Annotated in this window: 17 protein-coding genes; 7 read left to right on the top strand and 10 right to left on the bottom strand. The window is 66.8% G+C overall.

What is annotated here, in order from left to right; translation table 11 throughout:
• The first annotated feature begins 23 nt into the window (after positions 1-23).
• The 3 genes from CIHUM_RS08715 (at position 24) to CIHUM_RS08705 (ending at position 2,183) form a co-directional block, all read left to right on the top strand.
• The gene (locus CIHUM_RS08715; RefSeq protein ID WP_034998149.1) at positions 24-641 is read left to right on the top strand and encodes a mycothiol-dependent nitroreductase Rv2466c family protein; all 618 of its coding nucleotides are present in this window, start codon (positions 24-26) and stop codon (positions 639-641) included.
• 5 nt (positions 642-646) lie between these two features.
• A complete protein-coding gene (locus tag CIHUM_RS08710) occupies positions 647-1,129 on the top strand; it encodes a ribose-5-phosphate isomerase (protein ID WP_034998151.1) in 483 nt (160 codons plus the stop codon).
• Between the two features lie 382 nt (positions 1,130-1,511).
• A complete protein-coding gene (locus tag CIHUM_RS08705; RefSeq protein WP_148363829.1) occupies positions 1,512-2,183 on the top strand; it encodes a hypothetical protein in 672 nt (223 codons plus the stop codon).
• A 1-nt stretch (position 2,184) separates the two neighbouring features.
• On the opposite strand, the gene CIHUM_RS08700 is transcribed toward CIHUM_RS08705, so the two are convergent.
• Genes CIHUM_RS08700 through CIHUM_RS08680 form a run of 5 tightly spaced genes read right to left on the bottom strand, consistent with a single transcriptional unit; the run spans position 2,185 to position 6,461 of the window.
• The gene (locus tag CIHUM_RS08700) at positions 2,185-3,204 is read right to left on the bottom strand and encodes a dienelactone hydrolase family protein (protein WP_034998156.1); all 1,020 of its coding nucleotides are present in this window, start codon (positions 3,202-3,204) and stop codon (positions 2,185-2,187) included.
• 27 nt (positions 3,205-3,231) lie between these two features.
• Complete coding sequence (locus CIHUM_RS08695; RefSeq protein ID WP_034998158.1) at positions 3,232-3,591, bottom strand: nuclear transport factor 2 family protein; 360 nt, start codon at positions 3,589-3,591, stop codon at positions 3,232-3,234.
• A 10-nt stretch (positions 3,592-3,601) separates the two neighbouring features.
• Positions 3,602-4,795 (bottom strand): glycosyltransferase family 2 protein, encoded by a 1,194-nt coding sequence (locus tag CIHUM_RS08690; RefSeq protein ID WP_034998161.1) that lies wholly within the window; start codon positions 4,793-4,795, stop codon positions 3,602-3,604.
• On the bottom strand, positions 4,771-5,640 hold the full coding sequence (locus CIHUM_RS08685; RefSeq protein ID WP_034998164.1) for a glycosyltransferase family protein: 870 nt from the start codon (positions 5,638-5,640) through the stop codon (positions 4,771-4,773). The genes CIHUM_RS08690 and CIHUM_RS08685 overlap by 25 nt, the downstream gene beginning before the upstream one ends.
• Complete coding sequence (locus CIHUM_RS08680; protein WP_034999113.1) at positions 5,637-6,461, bottom strand: WcbI family polysaccharide biosynthesis putative acetyltransferase; 825 nt, start codon at positions 6,459-6,461, stop codon at positions 5,637-5,639. Before CIHUM_RS08680 ends, CIHUM_RS08685 begins: the two co-directional genes overlap by 4 nt.
• Before the next feature lie 36 nt (positions 6,462-6,497).
• Here CIHUM_RS08680 and CIHUM_RS08675 point away from each other — a divergent pair, with 36 nt between their 5' ends.
• Genes CIHUM_RS08675 through CIHUM_RS08660 form a run of 4 tightly spaced genes read left to right on the top strand, consistent with a single transcriptional unit; the run spans position 6,498 to position 11,074 of the window.
• The gene (locus tag CIHUM_RS08675) at positions 6,498-7,427 is read left to right on the top strand and encodes a glycosyltransferase (RefSeq protein ID WP_243427129.1); all 930 of its coding nucleotides are present in this window, start codon (positions 6,498-6,500) and stop codon (positions 7,425-7,427) included.
• Complete coding sequence (locus CIHUM_RS08670) at positions 7,424-8,539, top strand: glycosyltransferase (protein ID WP_243427130.1); 1,116 nt, start codon at positions 7,424-7,426, stop codon at positions 8,537-8,539. The genes CIHUM_RS08675 and CIHUM_RS08670 overlap by 4 nt, the downstream gene beginning before the upstream one ends.
• Positions 8,536-10,311 (top strand): glycosyltransferase, encoded by a 1,776-nt coding sequence (locus CIHUM_RS08665; protein WP_273680204.1) that lies wholly within the window; start codon positions 8,536-8,538, stop codon positions 10,309-10,311. Before CIHUM_RS08670 ends, CIHUM_RS08665 begins: the two co-directional genes overlap by 4 nt.
• Positions 10,280-11,074, top strand: a complete 795-nt coding sequence (locus CIHUM_RS08660) for an N-formylglutamate amidohydrolase (RefSeq protein ID WP_074431986.1) — start codon at positions 10,280-10,282, stop codon at positions 11,072-11,074. The genes CIHUM_RS08665 and CIHUM_RS08660 overlap by 32 nt, the downstream gene beginning before the upstream one ends.
• Positions 11,075-11,135: 61 nt before the next feature.
• Here CIHUM_RS08660 and CIHUM_RS08655 read toward each other — a convergent pair whose 3' ends face one another.
• The 5 genes from CIHUM_RS08655 to CIHUM_RS08635 all read right to left on the bottom strand — a co-directional run bounded on the left by CIHUM_RS08655 (position 11,136) and on the right by CIHUM_RS08635 (position 16,223).
• Positions 11,136-12,173, bottom strand: a complete 1,038-nt coding sequence (locus tag CIHUM_RS08655) for an HNH endonuclease signature motif containing protein (protein WP_034998166.1) — start codon at positions 12,171-12,173, stop codon at positions 11,136-11,138.
• 109 nt (positions 12,174-12,282) lie between these two features.
• The gene (locus tag CIHUM_RS08650; protein WP_034998169.1) at positions 12,283-13,716 is read right to left on the bottom strand and encodes a cytochrome b/b6 domain-containing protein; all 1,434 of its coding nucleotides are present in this window, start codon (positions 13,714-13,716) and stop codon (positions 12,283-12,285) included.
• Positions 13,716-14,645, bottom strand: coding sequence for an electron transfer flavoprotein subunit alpha/FixB family protein (locus CIHUM_RS08645; protein ID WP_034998172.1), 930 nt, complete (start codon positions 14,643-14,645; stop codon positions 13,716-13,718). The genes CIHUM_RS08650 and CIHUM_RS08645 overlap by 1 nt, the downstream gene beginning before the upstream one ends.
• A 9-nt stretch (positions 14,646-14,654) precedes the next feature.
• Entirely contained in the window at positions 14,655-15,428 is a 774-nt protein-coding gene (locus tag CIHUM_RS08640) for an electron transfer flavoprotein subunit beta/FixA family protein (RefSeq protein WP_034998175.1), read from the bottom strand.
• 60 nt (positions 15,429-15,488) lie between these two features.
• Positions 15,489-16,223, bottom strand: a complete 735-nt coding sequence (locus CIHUM_RS08635) for a DUF1542 domain-containing protein (protein WP_243427153.1) — start codon at positions 16,221-16,223, stop codon at positions 15,489-15,491.
• Between the last annotated feature and the right edge of the window lie 42 nt (positions 16,224-16,265).

The following is a 16,265-nucleotide window of genomic DNA, read 5'->3' as shown; positions in this document are numbered from 1 at the left end:
CTACACGCGCTATTGTGGGCGCCATGACGGAACAAGTGACTTTTTGGTTCGACGTATCCTGCCCGTTCGCATGGCAGACCTCCCGCTGGATGAAGGAAGTGGAAAAGGTCCGCGACATCGAGATCGAGTGGGTGCCCATGTCGCTCGCAGTACTTAACGACGGCCGCGACATCCCCGAGGACTACGCCGCCATGATGGAGGCCAACTGGGGCCCGGCGCGCGTGTTCGCGAAGGCCAAGGAAGAGCAGGCCGAGAAGGTCGACGAGCTGTACACCGCGATGGGCGAGCTGATCCACGCCGGTGGCGAAGGCGGCAAGAAGGGCCACGGCGCCTACGACGAGATCATCGCCAAGGCGCTTGACGCCGTCGGCCTGCCCGAGCATTTCGCCGAGGTGGCCAACACGTCCGACTGTGACGACCTGCTGCGCGGCTTCCACGCCTCCGCCATGGACGCCGTCGGCGACGACGTGGGCACCCCGGTGGTTGCGTTGAACGGCACCGCGTTTTTCGGCCCCGTGATCACGCGTGTGCCGGAGGGCGAAGAGGCGGGCAAGCTGTTTGACCACGCCGTCGGCCTGGCCGAGTTCCCGTACTTCTTCGAACTCAAGCGCACCCGCACGGAGATGCCCCAGGTACGCTAAACGCCATGCGTATTTACCTTGGAGCAGACCACGCCGGATTCGAGCGCAAGAACCAGATCAAGGCCCACCTTCAGGCCCAGGGCCACGAGGTGACCGACTGCGGCGCCCACGAGTATGACGCCGCGGACGACTACCCGGCGTTTTGCATCGCCGCGGCTGAGGCCGTGGTCAACGATCCGGGTTCGCTGGGCATCGTGCTCGGCGGCTCCGGCAACGGCGAGCAGATCGCCGCGAACAAGGTCAAGGGTGCGCGCTGCGCCCTGGCGTGGTCGGAAGAGACCGCGAAACTCGCCCGCGAGCACAACAACGCGCAGCTCATCGGCATCGGCGGCCGCATGCACACCGAGGAAGAAGCGCTCGCAATTGTCGACGCCTTCGTGTCCCAGCCGTGGAGCGAAGAGGAACGCCACCAGCGCCGCATCGACATCCTCGCCCGCTACGAGGAGACCGGCGAGACCGAGGAGATCCCGGCACCGAAGACACTGTAGAGTCGCGCTGCTTCGGCAGCGTTGTCGCGTTGCGCGCCGCATTTTTGGTTGCGCGCCGCATTCTTGGCGGCCCACTAGATGCGTTTGAAATCGATTTTTAAAACCCCAGGTCATCTGTTTCTTATGTGATTCATGTGATCTGGATTTCAGGCGCATCTAGTGGGCCGTTTTCACGGTTTGGTCGCCGACTGCAAGGTGCACAGAAAATGCGCACTGTAATGCGCACTGAGGCGTTGTGTCAGCAGGCGGCGAACGGCAAACTATGTGGCATGGGGACTCAGGGGAATTGGAACTCATCTGTTCGGTCATGAAAGGCCGGACACGGGCTGCGGTATCGGGCCCAGCTGCAGCGCGCTGGATTGGCTTACCCACGCTCGACCGCGTGACCGTCGTGGATCTTCGTTTCAGGAGCGGCGCCAACGCTTACGGGAAGTTGCAGGATCCGCGGGTGATCTACCGCAGCGGCACCGTCGAGGAAGGCTTCTTGGAAAAAGACGGGGTCGCATATGTGAAGCCGATCCGTATGCTCTTCGACACTTTCCGTTACTACGGGGAGCTAGCGGCGCTCGTTCCGATGGAAGCGATCCGTTTCCACTACAACGTCTCAGTCGAGCAGTTGTTGTACAACGCGGAGAGTCTTCCCAGCTCAAATGGGATTCGTGCGTTCAAAGACTTGATCCGGTTTAGCGCGGGAACCTCGCAAAGCCCGCTGGAGACGATCGGCCGCGACGCGGTGCTACGGGCGAATATCCCGGAGATAGAGAAGATCGAGTTTCAGATGAGTTTCGAGCGCGTGGGGCCGTTCGGTGAGCACCGGACCGCAGTGGTGGACGCGCTGATCAACGGGTGTCTTGTCGTTGAGCTTGATGGCCGCCTCAAATACGACGGCACCTACGGCGCGCCGACGGACGTGATGCTCGCTGAGCTCGAGCGTCAGAAGCAGTTGCAGAATTTAGGGCTCACGGTGATCCGCGCGGGGTGGCGCGATGTGATGGGAGGCAAGCTCATCGACGACATCCGTCGCCTTCTCCGCGCTGACCGCAAAGCTGCGTGATCTACCCGTGCCACTGCGCGAGCCGTTCGCGCAGAATCTTTTCCGCGTCGTCGTGGGCGGCGCGGTTTCCTTCCACCGTCCCGCCGAGCATGATCTGCCACCCGTTCGGGACATCATCGGCATTCGGGAAGAACGCGTGCCCCGCGTCCGGGTAGACGTGCGCCTCAATATTCCCGCCCTGCTCCGCCAGCGCACGCGCGGCATCAGCAGACTGCCACATCTGGTCATCTTCGCCGCCGAAGAGTAGCACGTTTCCGCCGAAATCGCCGAGCTCGATTCGTGCATCGCCGCCCGCATTCGCCGCCGCAGCTTCGTACGTGGCGCGGTAGGACACCGGGTAGCCTGTCGCCATATCCCACATCATTTTCGCGCCTGCGCTTATCGACGCCTCCCTGAACGACGCATACCCCACCGTCTCACCCCGGTCGGTGAATGAGGGCAGCTCCTCGCCCCTGGCGAAGTCCAAGCCGCTGTACGAATAGTGGGCTGGCACGAAGGCGACAAGATTGTCGACCGGGTAGCCGTGCGCTGTGAGCAGTTCTGCGAATTCAGCGCCCTTCGATGTGCCGATCACGGTGACGGGGCCCGTGCTGTCGGTATTTTCCTCGATATAGTCGGCGACCTCGTCGAACTGCTCGAGCGGGACATTCGCGAGGGTAGGCTTCTGATTCGGCTGGCCGAAGAAGAACAGGCTTAAGACTTCGTAGCCGTCGCTAGCAAGCTGCTTTGCACGGTCGTAGTCGGGAGACCCTTCCGATCCGCCGTAGACCACGACCACCCCGCGGTGCTTCTTTTCTACCGGGTGGAAGTGGAAGCCGTTCAGGTAGTCGCCTTCGATGGCGGTGACACGCTCGGATGTGTCGTAGGAGGATTTGTCCGAGCTCATGCCACTATTCGACGCGTCCGTGATCGGGTACTTCTGCCCGTTGTAGACGCGTAGCCCGACGACCACGAGCACCAGCATGAGAATGGCGGCAAGTAGCCAGAGCAAGACTTTCCCGATGACGCGCAGTGCTTTCATACTCCTACTATCGCACATTTTTGGAGGTCAATGGGTCGTGGTGGTTTGGGTGTAGAGCTTGAGGCGGGGGCGACCGCCCACAAGTGTGTACGTGCTGGTCATGAGGGCCTCAAAGGTATCCGCGCCGCGCATAGCAGTGGCGTTGTACACCAGAGCGGCGGAATCGGTGCCCAGGGGAATGACCCGGGCATCGCGGATGTCGTACCTATCCCATACGGGCGCCTGGTTCATTGTGCTGGCGATGGTGGGCTGGTCCATGACCATGCCGTTGACAAGCACCATTACCGCGTCGTCGGTCATGAGATCGCCGTAAAAGGTGCCGCCGGTCTGGGAGCTCAGTGCGTCCCAACCGTCGCGTTCGAGTTGGAGGAGAGTGCCGAGGTCCATGAGCTCATTCTTACCAGCCGGCAAAGTGGCGTTCGAGGCGGACTGGTCCGTCAACGAGCGAAAGGCCGAACTCGGCGAGGGTGTCACCGGATGCGTTCAGCTCGCGCGGGCGCGTGCACAGAACACGAGAGCGATGCGAACGGATGGTCAGCGTCGAGGAAGCCGAGGCGGCCAGCTCCACATACACGCCGTCCTTCGTCTCGCGGAGCGCTCGGTGGAACTGGGCGGCATTGTCGAGGAGGAAAGCGCCGTCGACATCGACCGTGATGCGGTGGTCCGCAATGGGGCCGTAACCGGTCGCGGGAAAAAGACGCACGCGGGGATCAGCCTGGAAGAGATCGGGGATGTCGAGGGCGGAGTTGAGATAGATGGTGGCGTCGAGGGCGAGCCAGGAGCTGACCACCAGTTCGAGGACACCGGGGTTGTCGAATGCGGAGTGGTGGGTGAGATAGACGCTGATGTCGGTGGTGTCGAAGCGGACGCCCGCAGGGCGGGCGATCGGGTGCGTAATCCGGTGGGCGAGTGCGGTGGTTTCGACATTTTTCACGCGGGCTTCCTCAGCGGCATCGGGGAAACGGCTGCCGAAGTCCTCTTCGTCGTGGACGGCGACAGCGACGGGCTCGTGAATGAAGGTCGCGCCTGCGTTCCAGGCTCGGAAGCCGAACTCCCAGTCCTCGCCGCCGTAGCCGACAAGCGTGCCGTCAAAGCCGCCGACCGCGTCGAAAAACTCTCGCGAACACGTCAGCACCGCGGAGATGATGTAGCGCCAGGAGCTGTGGTCGGCGTCGCGGAGGTTGGCGGTGGCGGACCAGGCGTCGATAAGCCATTGCGGTTCGGTGTCCTCGGCGCCGGTGCGGCGCGCGCCTACGACCACCGCCCGCGCATCCCCCACGATGTGCGGCACGACCGCCGAGAGGTAGCCGGGCTCGGGCACGGTGTCGGCGTCGAGAAACGCGAGCACCTCGCCGCGCGCAGCATCCGCGCCCAGGTTGCGCGCCGCGGCTGCCCGGAAGCCCTTGTCCTCCTGGCGCACCACGCGCACGCCCTCGATCGCGGGTGGTTCGGTGGAGCCGTCGTCGGCGACGATGATCTCCACCTCGCCCGCGTAGTCCTGCGCCCGCACCGCCGCGACGACCCGCTCGAGCGCTTCCGCGTCGTTGTAGTGCGGGATGACCACGCTCACATCAGGCCAGCGAAACGCCATGTTTCCTCCCACAGTTGCGCGACTTCGGCCCATCCGTAGCGCGGCGGGGCTATCGGTTCGGGCTCATGCCTATCGACGGCGTCGCGCCAGCCCCCATCTCCCACCAGCGTGACGCGACCGGGCAGCCACGCGTCGATCTCGCGGGCGTAGTCGGAATCGCGCACCAGCACGGTGCGGCCCGCGCCCAGCCAGGCCATCAGCGAGCCAGAGGCGGAGAAGTGGCGGTGCGGGCACACGGGGTGGGCGATGCGGCCCATTTCGGCGGCGAGCTGGGCGTCGGTGAGCCAGCCGGTGAGTTCGGCATGGCGCGCAACGCGTTTCGCCCAGTCCTCGTGGCCCTTCGAGACCGCGCCGAGGAAGCGCAGTCGGCTATCCGGCAGCGCTTCGATGAGGTCCTCGTGGCCCTTGCCGGGGTAGAGGAACCCCAGCACGCCGACGGTTCCTTCCTCGGGGTTGAAAGGGGAGTCGATCACTGGGATGGGCAGGCGGATCACAGACGTTTCGGCCTCGAAGAAGGACGCCTCGTGGTTGGAGTTGACCACCGCGACGTCCGCCTTCTCGACGAGCTCGCGGTAGACGCGTGCGCGGCGTTCGTAGCGCTCGGCACCCTCCTCGGGCTGGGGGATGTCGTGCAGGCTCACGGACAGCGGGCCGTCGATGCGCGCGAGCAGGCGCTCGGCGGTGTCGCCGAAGAGGTGGTCGGTGAACGTGACGTGGACGGGGCCGGTGAGCGGGGAGTCGCCGAATGTCTCTTCCCGGATCACCTCGGCTGCGGTGGCGCGGGCGAGCCCGAGGGCGTACTCGGTCACCCCGTGGCCCGCGGGGCCGACGATGAGATGTTTCATGCAAGCAACCCTAGATTCGTAATGCGCTCGGCGTGGCGCTGCAGGCCATGAGCGACAAGCGCCGGGCGCTCACGGTAGAACTCCAGTTGCGCGGCGCGGATCTCGTCGGCGTCGATGACCCCGCCGCCGCGCTCGCGCCACTGATCGCGGCCTGTCACCGTAACCCCCAACGATGCAGCCGCCGCGGCGTCGACGGGTGCGTCGAGCCCGCCGAGCATTTCGTAGTCCGGCGGCGAGGGCTCGTCGGAAAGCCCAAGCTCTTGAAGTACCCGTGACGCCATGAACGCAAGGGTGGCGTTGTCGGGGTGGTTGACGGTGTGCCACACCGGGTTGGTCTTAAGATAGTCCGACACCACAACCGTGCCGTGGGCCTGCTCGCGGCGCCGGATCTGCTCGACGGACATGTCGGCGGCGCGGCGCAACGCATCCGGCGACGGCGCCGCGGCCGGGGCGTACCCCGCGGCCGCGACCAGCGTGCGCAGGTCGTGGTACGGCACCACCGGCGGGTTCAACGACGGATCATCAGGGTCGCGGATGATGGCCTGGTAGGGCATGAGCCCGTCGAAACGCAGCACCGGCACGACCACCCGCCGCGCCGACGAGCGAAGCTGCCGGGTGCCCACGGGCAGGCCGCGGTAGTTGTCGCGGATCGGCTGAGTGACTAACACGTCGGCGCGGGCGACGAGGTCCAAAAACCACCCCATGTCCGCCGCCTCCAGCTCGTGGACCGGGGCGATGCGCTCGCCGGTGAAGTGTCCGGTCGACATGAGCAGTTTGCGGGTGGACTCCGCTTGGCAGTTACCGACGACAACAAGCAGCATGCCAACACAGTATGCGAAAACGTTTATATTAGTGGGGTGCGCGTTCTGTCTATCCCCTCCGGCCACCCGTACACGCAGGCTATCCGCCCTGCCGGCGTGGAGTTTCTGCCGGACCCGGACATTGGCGGCAACTGGTGGCCGCACCCGGCGCTCGAGGCCGAGTATTGGCGCGACCCGCCCGCCGTGGACCTGGTGCACATCCACTTCGGCTTCGAGCACCGCACGCCCGCGCAGATCGCCGAGCTGTGCCGCGCGCTGCCGGTGCCGCTGGTGCTCACCGTCCACGACCTGGACAACCCGCACCTTTCGGATCAGACCGAGCACCACAAACGTTTGCAATTGCTTATCGACGAAGCATCCGCCCTGATCACCCTCACCGACCAAGCCGCCGAGGTGTTGCGCCGCGACTTCGGCGCAGCGGACGTGCACGTGGTGCCGCACCCGCGGATCGTGGAAGACCCAGTGTTGGTGGAACCGGGCCGGCGCGCGGCGGTGTTTTTGAAGTCGCTGCGCTCCAACGTGGTCGCGGACGCGCAGTTCTACGCCGATATCGCAGCGCAGGTGCCGTTGGATGTGTATGTGCATGGGGGAGCGGAGCTGTCGTCGATAGGCAATGCGAGGGTGATCGAGCACGAGCCGATGCCCGACGACGAGCTGCACGCCGCCGTGGGCCGCGCCGGGGTGTGCGTGCTGCCCTACACGCGCGGCACGCACTCGGGGTGGCTGGAAATGTGCCGCGACCTGGGCGTTCCTGTTGCGGTGCCGGACTGTGGCTGCTACGCCGGGCAAGCCGACACGCGCGAGGCGGTGGAGGTATACGCTGCAGGCGACGGGCGCGCGGCCGGTGAGGCGGCGGCGCGGCTGCTCGCCCGCGGGCCGGTGCCGTTTGCCGGCGACCGGGTGAAGCAGCTGGACGAGGTGCGCCGGGCGCACGAAGAGATCTACAGGAAAGTGGTGAGCGAGTGACCGTTGCCGCAAAACCCGCGCTGCAGATCTCGCGCACCGGCAAGCTGCGCATCGCGCTGGTCGGGCCCGCGCGCTACCCGGTGCGCGAACCCTACGCCGGCGGGCTCGAAGCGTTCTGCCACACCATGGTCGCAGCGCTGCGCGACCTCGGCCACGACGTGGATTTCTTCGCCGCCGAAGGCTCCGACGGCAACGACAAGACACTCGAACTGCCCGGGGTGGACTGGGGCGCGAACGCCGCTGACGCCACCGACACCACCTACCCCGAAGGCGGCCGCGAACGGGAAAACGCCGCGTTTGTGCAGCTGCACCGACTGTTGGTTGCTCGCGGCTACGACGTGGTGCACAACAACAGCCTCAACCCGTACATCTTCCCCTCGGCCGCGTCGCCGGAGCCGCTGCCGATGCTGACCACGCTGCACACCCCGATGGTCGACGACATCCAGGCCGCCATCACCGCAGCCGGCCTGCGCGCCGGGCGGTTCGCCGCCGTGAGCCGCACCACCGCACGCGACTGGCGCCTGCCCAGCGAGCCGGTGATCATCCCCAACGGCGTCGACGTGGAACTGTGGCGCCCCGGCGACGGCGGCGACATCGCCGTGTGGTTCGGCCGCCTCGTGCCGGAAAAAGGCGCGCACCTGGCCATCGACGCCTGCAGCAAAGCCGGCGTGCCGCTGGTGCTGGCGGGCCGCAACGGGGACCACCACTACTTCCGCGACGAGATCGAACCCAGGCTCGGCGACGGCGCCCGATGGATCGGCGAGCTCTCCCACGCAGAACTGCGGCGCCTGGTTGCCGGGTGCGGCGTCGCCGTGGTCAGCCCGCGGTGGGAGGAACCGTTCGGCCTCGTCGCGTTCGAGGCGATGGCGTGCGGCACCCCCGTTGCAGCGTTTCGACGCGGCGGCATGGGCGAGCTGCTGCGCGACGCCCCAGCGGCGCTCGCCCCTGCCGACGACGTCGACGCACTCGCCGCCGCGATTACGCAGGCGCGTGGGATTGGCAGGGACGTGGTGCGCCGTTGGGTCGTCGATAGGCATTCGCTCTCCCAAACCGCGAAGCACTACACCGACATCTTCCGCCAGGTGGCGGCGTTTGGAAAGGTAGGAAAATGATCGGGATTTACGCCCACCACCACGGCTCCGGGCACCTGCACCGCTGCCGCGCCATCCAGCGCGAACTGCGCGCGATGGGCCACGAAGCGCAGATCCTGTCCACCACCGGCGGGGACGTTACGCTTCTCGACGACGCCAGCGACACCCCACGGCCCTTACGCAGTGCACGCGCCATGACCGCCGGCGGCACGCTGCACTACGCGCCGTACGGGGCGCCGCAGATCGCATCGCGGTTCGCGCAGATCGCCGACTGGGTGGCGGAAAACCAGCCCGAGGCGTTCTACGTGGACGTGTCCAACGAGGTCGCCGCGTTTGTGCGTCTGATGGGTGTACCGGTGGTGGTGCACGCGATGCCCGGCTACCGCGGCGACGCCCCGCACCAGCTGGCGTACACACAGGCCGACGCGATCGTGGCGGCCTGGCCGGACTGGGTCGAGGTGCCTGTGCACTTGCGGGCGCATGCCGACCGGCTGCACGCCGTCGGCGGGATCTCGCGGCTGTCCCCGCGCGCGGGGGTAAAGCGCGACCCGAACCACGTGGTCGTGATGGCGGGCCTGGGTGGCTCGACGTGGTCGCCCGAGGACTGGGAGGCGGTGCGGCGCGCCTGCCCCGAGTACCGGTTCACCTTCTTGGGCGGGGACAACCACGTCGACGACCCGACCGAGCTGCTGCAGTCCGCGGGCATCGCCGTGACCGCCGGCGGGCAAAATTCCGTGGCGGATTTGGCCGCCACCGACACCCCGGCGGTGATCCTGCCGCAGCCGCGCCCCTTCACCGAGCAAAAAGCGGGCGCGAAAGCACTCGAATGCCTAGCGACGGTACGAAACGCCTTCCCAGCCCCCGAAGAATGGCCCGAACTGCTGCGCCGCCGCGACACCGACTGGGGCCGCTGGCAAACAGACGGCGCGGCGCGCCGGGCCGCCGAGGTCATCGCCGGCGTGGCCGCCGACCCCGGCCAGCCTGCGACCTGCGTGATTACGCTTGCCGACGCGAACCGGCGCGACCACCTGACCCACCAGGTCAACCTCATGCCGATGGGCGTCGACCACGTCACCATCGCACTCGCCGATGCTGACGTGCTGGCCAAGGCCGTGCCGAAAAGCCACGTGGTTGCGGGGCCTGACAACCTCGCCGCCGCCCGCAACCTGGGCGCGAAGGTGGCCATCCAACGCGGCGCCGAGGTGCTCGTGTTCCTCGACGCGGACTGCCTCGCCTCCGACGCGCTCGTGCCGCGCTATGCTGCGGCGCTGCAGCAGCGCCCCGACGCCGTGGCCGCCGGCCCGGTGACCTACATGGACGAGGGCCAAATCCGCGTCACCGACCCCGACCCGCACCCGGCCCGCCCCAACCCCGCCGACGGCGAGCTCGTCGACGCCGACAACTACAACCTGTTCTGGTCCCTGTCGTTCGCGCTCACCGCAAAGACGTGGGCGCGCATCGAGCGGGACTTCGGCGGCTTCGACCCCGGCTACGAGGGCTACGGCGGGGAAGACACGGACTTCGCCCGCGAACTTCAGCGCCACCGCATCCCGCTCGTCTGGGTCGGCGGCGCCCACGCCTACCACCAGTGGCACCCCGTGTCGTCGCCGCCGTGGGAACACGTCGACGACATCGTCGCCAACGCCAACCGATTCCACGACAAATGGGGAACCTTCCCCATGGAAGGTTGGTTGGAGGCGTTTGAGGCCGAAGGTGCCGTCGAGAAGCAAGAAGCCCCAGAGCGCTATATCCTGCGAAACTATGAACTTCACCATCCACGAAGGAAGCACTGACTGCCCAGTGATCGTGCACGCGCCGCACGCGTCGCGCGAGATCCCAGCCGAGGTTGCCGCCGATTTCATCGCCACCGACGAACAAATTGCGCGCGAGCTCGACCGCGTCACCGACGACCACACCGACACCCTCGCCGCGGCCGCCGCCGAGCAATCCGGCTGCGCGCCGTGGATGATCGTGAACAACCTCTCCCGCCTGGTCGCGGACCCGGGGCGGTTTTCCAACGAACGCGAATCCATGGACTCCACCGGGCGCGGCGCCATCTTCCTCAAACTCGGCGACGGCAACCCGCTGCGGCCGCTGGACATGGACATCGCCGACCTGAAAGCCAAGTACTACTTCCCGTACGCCGACGCTGTGTCCAAGCTGGTATCCGGCCGCATCCAAGACTGCGGCTGCGCCGTGATCGTGGACGTGCACTCCTACAACAACCAACCCGACGAGTACCGCATCCACCCCGGCAAACTCCTCCCGGACGTGTGCATCGGTACTCACTCCGTGCACACACCCGCCGTGCTTGCCGACGAAGCCGACCGCACCTTCACCGCCGCCGGCTTCAACGCGGAGCGCAACACCCCCTTCGCCGGGGCATACGTGCCGGTGGACTACGACAAGAACACCTCCGTGTTGGCCGTGATGTTCGAGGTGCGCAAAGACCTGCTGGAAAACGACGAATCGCGCGTGCGCGTCGAGGCAGCCCTGGCCGAAGTGATCCGCAAGGCCGTGGAGATTTCCCGCACCGACATGGGCCGCCCGATGTAGCCGTTTTTTGGGCATGCCTGTATGCCCCGCCCGGGTGGGGCGGGGTGTTGGGGTGTGGTGGTTAGTCGAAGAGCAGCTCCATCGCACCTGGGGTGGTCATGGGGACTTTGGTGCCGTTGGGCGCGACCCAGCGGATCCGCGCGTTGGGGTTGTCGATGTAGCCGAACTTTCCCTTCCTGTTGTCGGCGTTGACCCCGTTGTGGAAGGGGCAGAGTTCGGCGAGGTTGTCCATGTTGGTCATCCCGCCGTAGCGCCATGCGTTGATGTGGTGCGTCTGGGTGGTCTCCGCGGAGTGTTTGCAGTCGGGAAACGCACAGGCCGGGCAGAGCAGCTTCGACATGGTCTTTTGTTTGGGGTTGGCGCAGCGCTTTGCGTGGTAGAGGTTGACCGGTCCTTCTTGGGGGTGGAACGCGGCAACTTCTAACACGTCGCCGAATTCGTGCTCCATGTATTCGGCCCCTGTCATGGTGGTCCCATCGGTGCAGATAAGCGTGACCTCATCGCCGGTGCCGGATTGGATGCGGGCCCAGTCGGCGATCGGCACCAGGATGATCGGCCGGAAGCTCGCCTTCGGTATGCCTTTGCCGTCGCGCAGGATCCCGATAAGCGTGTGGGCCATTTGGGCGGCGGCTGGGTCGTCTGCGTCGACGAGTTTGCGCAGCAGGTGCTCAAGATCGGCCAGATCGCGCTCGTTGTAGGTCAGGATCATGGTGCGCATGCCCGCCTTCGAGCGGGAAAACCTGCACGAGGGTGGGGCTGGTTTAACGGGTTGTTTGATCAACCGTTTGATCCGCTTGGTTAAGGCCCGATACGAGCCGCGGTGGCGCACCAAATCCAACCGGATGCGCCAGCGTTCCGCGGCTCCTTCGACGGCGAGGAGCTTTTTCTCGATGTGCACGAGCTGGTCGACCGGCAGACCATGAGCAGCCTCGAGTGCGTCGCGTTGTTTGCGGGTGAACTGGGTCGGCCCAAAGTAGGTGTGGTGCACCCGCGCCAAATCGCGGACCCGGCCGGTGGACAGGCCGGCGGCTATGGCTATGTCGCGGTTGAAGTCGGCGAGGACGCTTACGCCTGCGGTGACAAAGTCGGTGAAGTTCATGGGCTGAAAGCTAGGGCAACGGATGGACGTCGAAAAGCATCCGCGAAAAATCTGTGGATAACCGCGTTGAAGCGTCAACAGACAACGCCGGTTATCCACAGCACCAGCTTTAGCGCTTGGACACCTTGCCGGTCTTGCCCGCCACAGGCGCGACGACGGAGGCACGCGCGAAGAACCAGCCCAACGCGGTGACACCCGCCGCCACCAGGAACAACACCACGCCGATCCAGCTGGTGGCGTCCTCGCGCGCGGCGAACATCGCGTTCATGTTGCCGCGCACGCCGGTGGTGAGCACGAGGAACACGTGCACCACCACAAACGCCACGAAGTAAATCATGGTGGGGAAGTGCACCGCGCGCGCCCACGACATCGGCACGGCCTTCCACGATGCTGGCCACATCCCGCTCATGCGGAAACCGGACGCGATAGCCAGCGGGGAGGCGATGAACACGGTGACGAAGTACGACAACTCCTGCAGCGCGTTGTAGTGCAGCCAGGGGTTCTCCGTCGGCCAGTCCAGCGAGAGGTACTGCAGGCCCGCCGACACCGCGTGCGGGATAACCTCCCAGCTGGTGGGCACGATGCGCATCCATTGCCCGGTGGTAAACAGCAGCACGAAGAACACCACGCCGAGGACAACCCACGCGATGTCGAGCGCCTGGTGCAGCCACAGCGTCACCGAGATCTTCTTGCCGCCTTTCTTCGGCTGCCAGTAGGCGGCGGGGCGTTTCTCGCGGCGCACGTCGATGCCTGTTTTGATGATCAGCGCCATGAGGAACATGTTGAAGAAGTGCGCCCAGTTCAGCCATCCGGGCAGTCCGGTGGGGGCGTTGTCCGGCAGCGGCTGGATGCCGTTGTAGCGGGCGATGAAGTCGGCGCCCGCCTCGGTGCCGACGTACCAGCGCGCGCCGAACACGGCCGCGGCCAGCAGCAGGAGGGCACCGATCGCCCAGGGGAGCCATTGCCTTGCGACGCCCTCCGGTTTCCCCGCCGTCTCCACCCGAGCCGGCCGCGGGGTTGGCTGCTGGGCCGGTTCTCGGGCCGGCTGCGGGGCCGGCTGCGGGGTCGGCTCGGGCGCCGTCTTGGCGACAGCGTTGTCGACCACCGTCGCCGCCACAGGCGCCGCGGGTGCTGCCTCGGTTTCCGGCTGCGGTTCGGGCTCAGCTCCCGGTGCTGGGGCGGCGACGCGCACGGTGCCGGCGGGCGGCCACGGTTCGCCGCCCTCGACGCGCGGCATGCCTTGGCGCAGCGGCACCTCGACGGTGTGCGCGGGCTCTGCGTCGTCAACCGTGGCGGTTTCGGCAGCGGGCACGGCGGGTGCGGCAACCTTCACGGTCCCGGCGGGCGGCCACGGTTCGCCGCCCGGCACGCGCGGCAGGCCCCGGCGCAGCGGCACCTCAACGGTGTCGGCGGAGACAGGCGTCGGTGCGGCCTCAATCGGCGCGGCCTCAACCAGCGCGTCTGCAACGTTGACGGTGCCTGCGGGCGGCCACGGTTCGCCGCCCGGCACGCGGGGCAGTCCTCGGCGGAGTTTTACCTGCATTACTTGCGCGCCTCAATCTCGGAGATGATGTCCGGAACCAGGTCGAACAGGTCGCCGATGATGCCGAAGTCGGCGATGTCGAAGATGGGGGCGTCCTCGTCGGAGTTGATCGCCACGATGGTGTCGGCGGTCTGCATGCCCACCAGGTGCTGCACTGCGCCGGAGATGCCGACGCCGATGTAGAGCTTCGGGCTGACCATGACGCCGGTTTGGCCGATCTGCGCCTCGTACGCGACCTGGCCTTCGTCGACGGCGGAACGTGTGGCGCCCACGGCGGCCCCGAGCGCGTCGGCGAGCCCGCCGACGAGGTTTTCGAACATGTCCTCGTCACCCAAGGACACGCCGCCTGCGACGACCTTGTCGGCGGTGAGCAGGTCTGGGCGGTCGGAGGTGCGCTCCACGGGGGTCACGGAGAGCACCTTTGCCTCTCGACGTCCCGACGGCGCCACCTCCAACTCGCGCACCTCAGGCGTGGTCGCGTCTGCGCGCGTTTCCACAGCGCCCTTGCGCACGGTGATCACCGGCGCGGAGTGCGTCGCCGCGGCGGCAGCGGTGTAGACGCCACCGAAGTTCTGGTGCTTGGTGACGATGCCCTGGTCGTCGTGGGTGATGGCCGTGACGTCGGTAAGCAGCGCCTTGCCCTTGCGCGCCGCGAGCCGGCCAGCGGCTTCGCGCCCGCGCACGGTGTGGGCGAACAGGACGGCTGCTGGGAAGAGTTCGTCGAAGGCGGCGGCAGCTGCGTCGATAAGCGGGGCGTTGTACACGAGCACGACGGCGGCGCCGACGGCACCCAGCTCCTCGGCGTGTGCGGGGTCCTGCGCCAGCACCACCGGGGTGCCGACGGCGGATGCGGCGCCGATGAGCTCGGCCGCACCGGGGCTGACCGCACCATCGAAGGAGCGGTCCGGGACAACAAGAATCTGGGTCATGGCTGCTCCTTAAATGAGGTTTTTGGATTCGAGGAAGTCCACCAGGCGGGCCGCGGCGGTGGAGCTCGCGTCGATGATCTCGCCGCGCTCGCGCTCCGGGCGGCGCTCGATGCTGGTCATGATGGCGCGCGGATGCGTGAAGTCGTCCGGGTCCACGCCGAGCTCGGCGAGCGTGATGGCGTGCAGCTCCTTCTTCTTTGCGGCCATGAGGCCCTTGAAGTTGGGGAAGCGCGGGTCCGCGAACTCGTCGGCCACGGACACCACGGCCGGCAGCTGGGCCTCAAGCTGGGCGGTGGCGGCGTCAGAAGCCTGGGTGGCGCGCACGGTGTCGCCCTCGAGCGTCAGCTCGGTGAGGTTGGTCAGCACCGGCCAGTCCAACAGCTCGGCCATGAAGGGGGCGATGACGCCGGTGCCGCCGTCAGAAGACTCGGCGCCTGCGATGACAAGGTCGTAGCCCTGCTTCTCGACGAGCTTCGCCAACACCTCAGCCGTCAACGTCACATCCGCACCGGTGAGAGACTCGTCGGAGACGATGTACGCCTCGCTCGCGCCCATGGCGATGCCGCGGCGCACCGAATCGGCGGAGGACTCCGGGCCGACGCTTAAGATCTCCACCTCGACGTTTTCGCCCGCTTCGGCGATGCGCAGCGCGGCTTCGACGGCGCGTTCGCTGACCTCGTCGGCGACGACGTCGCCGGAGCGGTCCGTCAAACCTGTCTGAAGGTTCATTTCGCGGTCACTGTACGTGTCCGGCACTTCTTTCAGCAGCACTGCAATGCGCACGGCCACTCCTTGCTCTTGAGCTTTCTGGGGTTCGCGATCGCTGTGCAGTGTAACGCACGGCTAAAAGTCGAATCCCCCGAAGTCAAAGCCGCCGCCGTCGCCGAAGCCGCCGAAGTCTCCGCCGCCAGCGTCGCCCATGTCGCCCATTTCGCTCATGTCGCCGGTGCCGTCCATTCCCTCGCCGAGCCCGCCGGCCTCAAACGCCTCCGCGGACGCCGCGCCGGACATGCCGGCGAACATGGTGGAGTAGAACATCATGGAGCTGGCGGCCCACACGCCGGTCATCATCGCCGGGCCCCACCACGCGGTGGAGTACCAGCCGGCAGGCACCGGGCGGCCCGCAACGGCGCCGCCGGGGTAGTAGTGAGGCGTCTGCGCAGTGGCGTGCGGCGACGCCGTGACCTGCGTGCCGTCCTGTTGGGTCACGGTGCGCTGCTCGGTCACGCGCCCCGCCTGCCGCTGGCCCTCCAGCTCCGGCAGCTGCGGGCCGGCGGGCAGGCCCATAATCTCGCGGGCCGCGTTGACGTAGTGCAGGCCCTCCAGCGCGGATTCGTGGGCCAGCATCGCCTGTTTCACGGAACGTGCGTCGCTCAGCCCGGCGGATGCCGCGTTGAAGCGTTCCGAGGCGTCAGCCATCGCCTGCTGCGATGCGGTGTCGTTGCCGGAGAGGTTCAGCACCTGCGAGCCGAGGCGGTCGGTCCACCGTTTGGCGTCGGCGTATGCGTCGTCGAATGACAGCTGCTGTTGCTGCGCCACCTGGCGGCGCGACGGCTGCACCTGGCGTTGCCCGCCCATCATCGGCAAAAACAGGATGGGGGCAAGGATGAACAGCAGAAA

This window comes from Corynebacterium ihumii (assembly GCF_028609825.1).
Taxonomy (GTDB): domain Bacteria; phylum Actinomycetota; class Actinomycetes; order Mycobacteriales; family Mycobacteriaceae; genus Corynebacterium; species Corynebacterium afermentans.
This window is presented reverse-complemented; position numbering and strand designations above follow the sequence as displayed.

Coding starts and splice junctions, on each gene's coding strand:
- CIHUM_RS08660 (WP_074431986.1), top strand. CDS start 10,280: ATGAACTTCACCATCCACGAAGGAAGCACTGACTGCCCAGTGATCGTG.
- CIHUM_RS08635 (WP_243427153.1), bottom strand. CDS start 16,223: ATGGGCGGGCAACGCCAGGTGCAGCCGTCGCGCCGCCAGGTGGCGCAG.
- CIHUM_RS08715 (WP_034998149.1), top strand. CDS start 24: ATGACGGAACAAGTGACTTTTTGGTTCGACGTATCCTGCCCGTTCGCA.
- CIHUM_RS08680 (WP_034999113.1), bottom strand. CDS start 6,461: ATGCTGCTTGTTGTCGTCGGTAACTGCCAAGCGGAGTCCACCCGCAAA.
- CIHUM_RS08650 (WP_034998169.1), bottom strand. CDS start 13,716: ATGCAGGTAAAACTCCGCCGAGGACTGCCCCGCGTGCCGGGCGGCGAA.
- CIHUM_RS08655 (WP_034998166.1), bottom strand. CDS start 12,173: ATGAACTTCACCGACTTTGTCACCGCAGGCGTAAGCGTCCTCGCCGAC.
- CIHUM_RS08710 (WP_034998151.1), top strand. CDS start 647: ATGCGTATTTACCTTGGAGCAGACCACGCCGGATTCGAGCGCAAGAAC.
- CIHUM_RS08665 (WP_273680204.1), top strand. CDS start 8,536: ATGATCGGGATTTACGCCCACCACCACGGCTCCGGGCACCTGCACCGC.
- CIHUM_RS08700 (WP_034998156.1), bottom strand. CDS start 3,204: ATGAAAGCACTGCGCGTCATCGGGAAAGTCTTGCTCTGGCTACTTGCC.
- CIHUM_RS08645 (WP_034998172.1), bottom strand. CDS start 14,645: ATGACCCAGATTCTTGTTGTCCCGGACCGCTCCTTCGATGGTGCGGTC.
- CIHUM_RS08695 (WP_034998158.1), bottom strand. CDS start 3,591: ATGGACCTCGGCACTCTCCTCCAACTCGAACGCGACGGTTGGGACGCA.
- CIHUM_RS08685 (WP_034998164.1), bottom strand. CDS start 5,640: ATGAAACATCTCATCGTCGGCCCCGCGGGCCACGGGGTGACCGAGTAC.
- CIHUM_RS08690 (WP_034998161.1), bottom strand. CDS start 4,795: ATGGCGTTTCGCTGGCCTGATGTGAGCGTGGTCATCCCGCACTACAAC.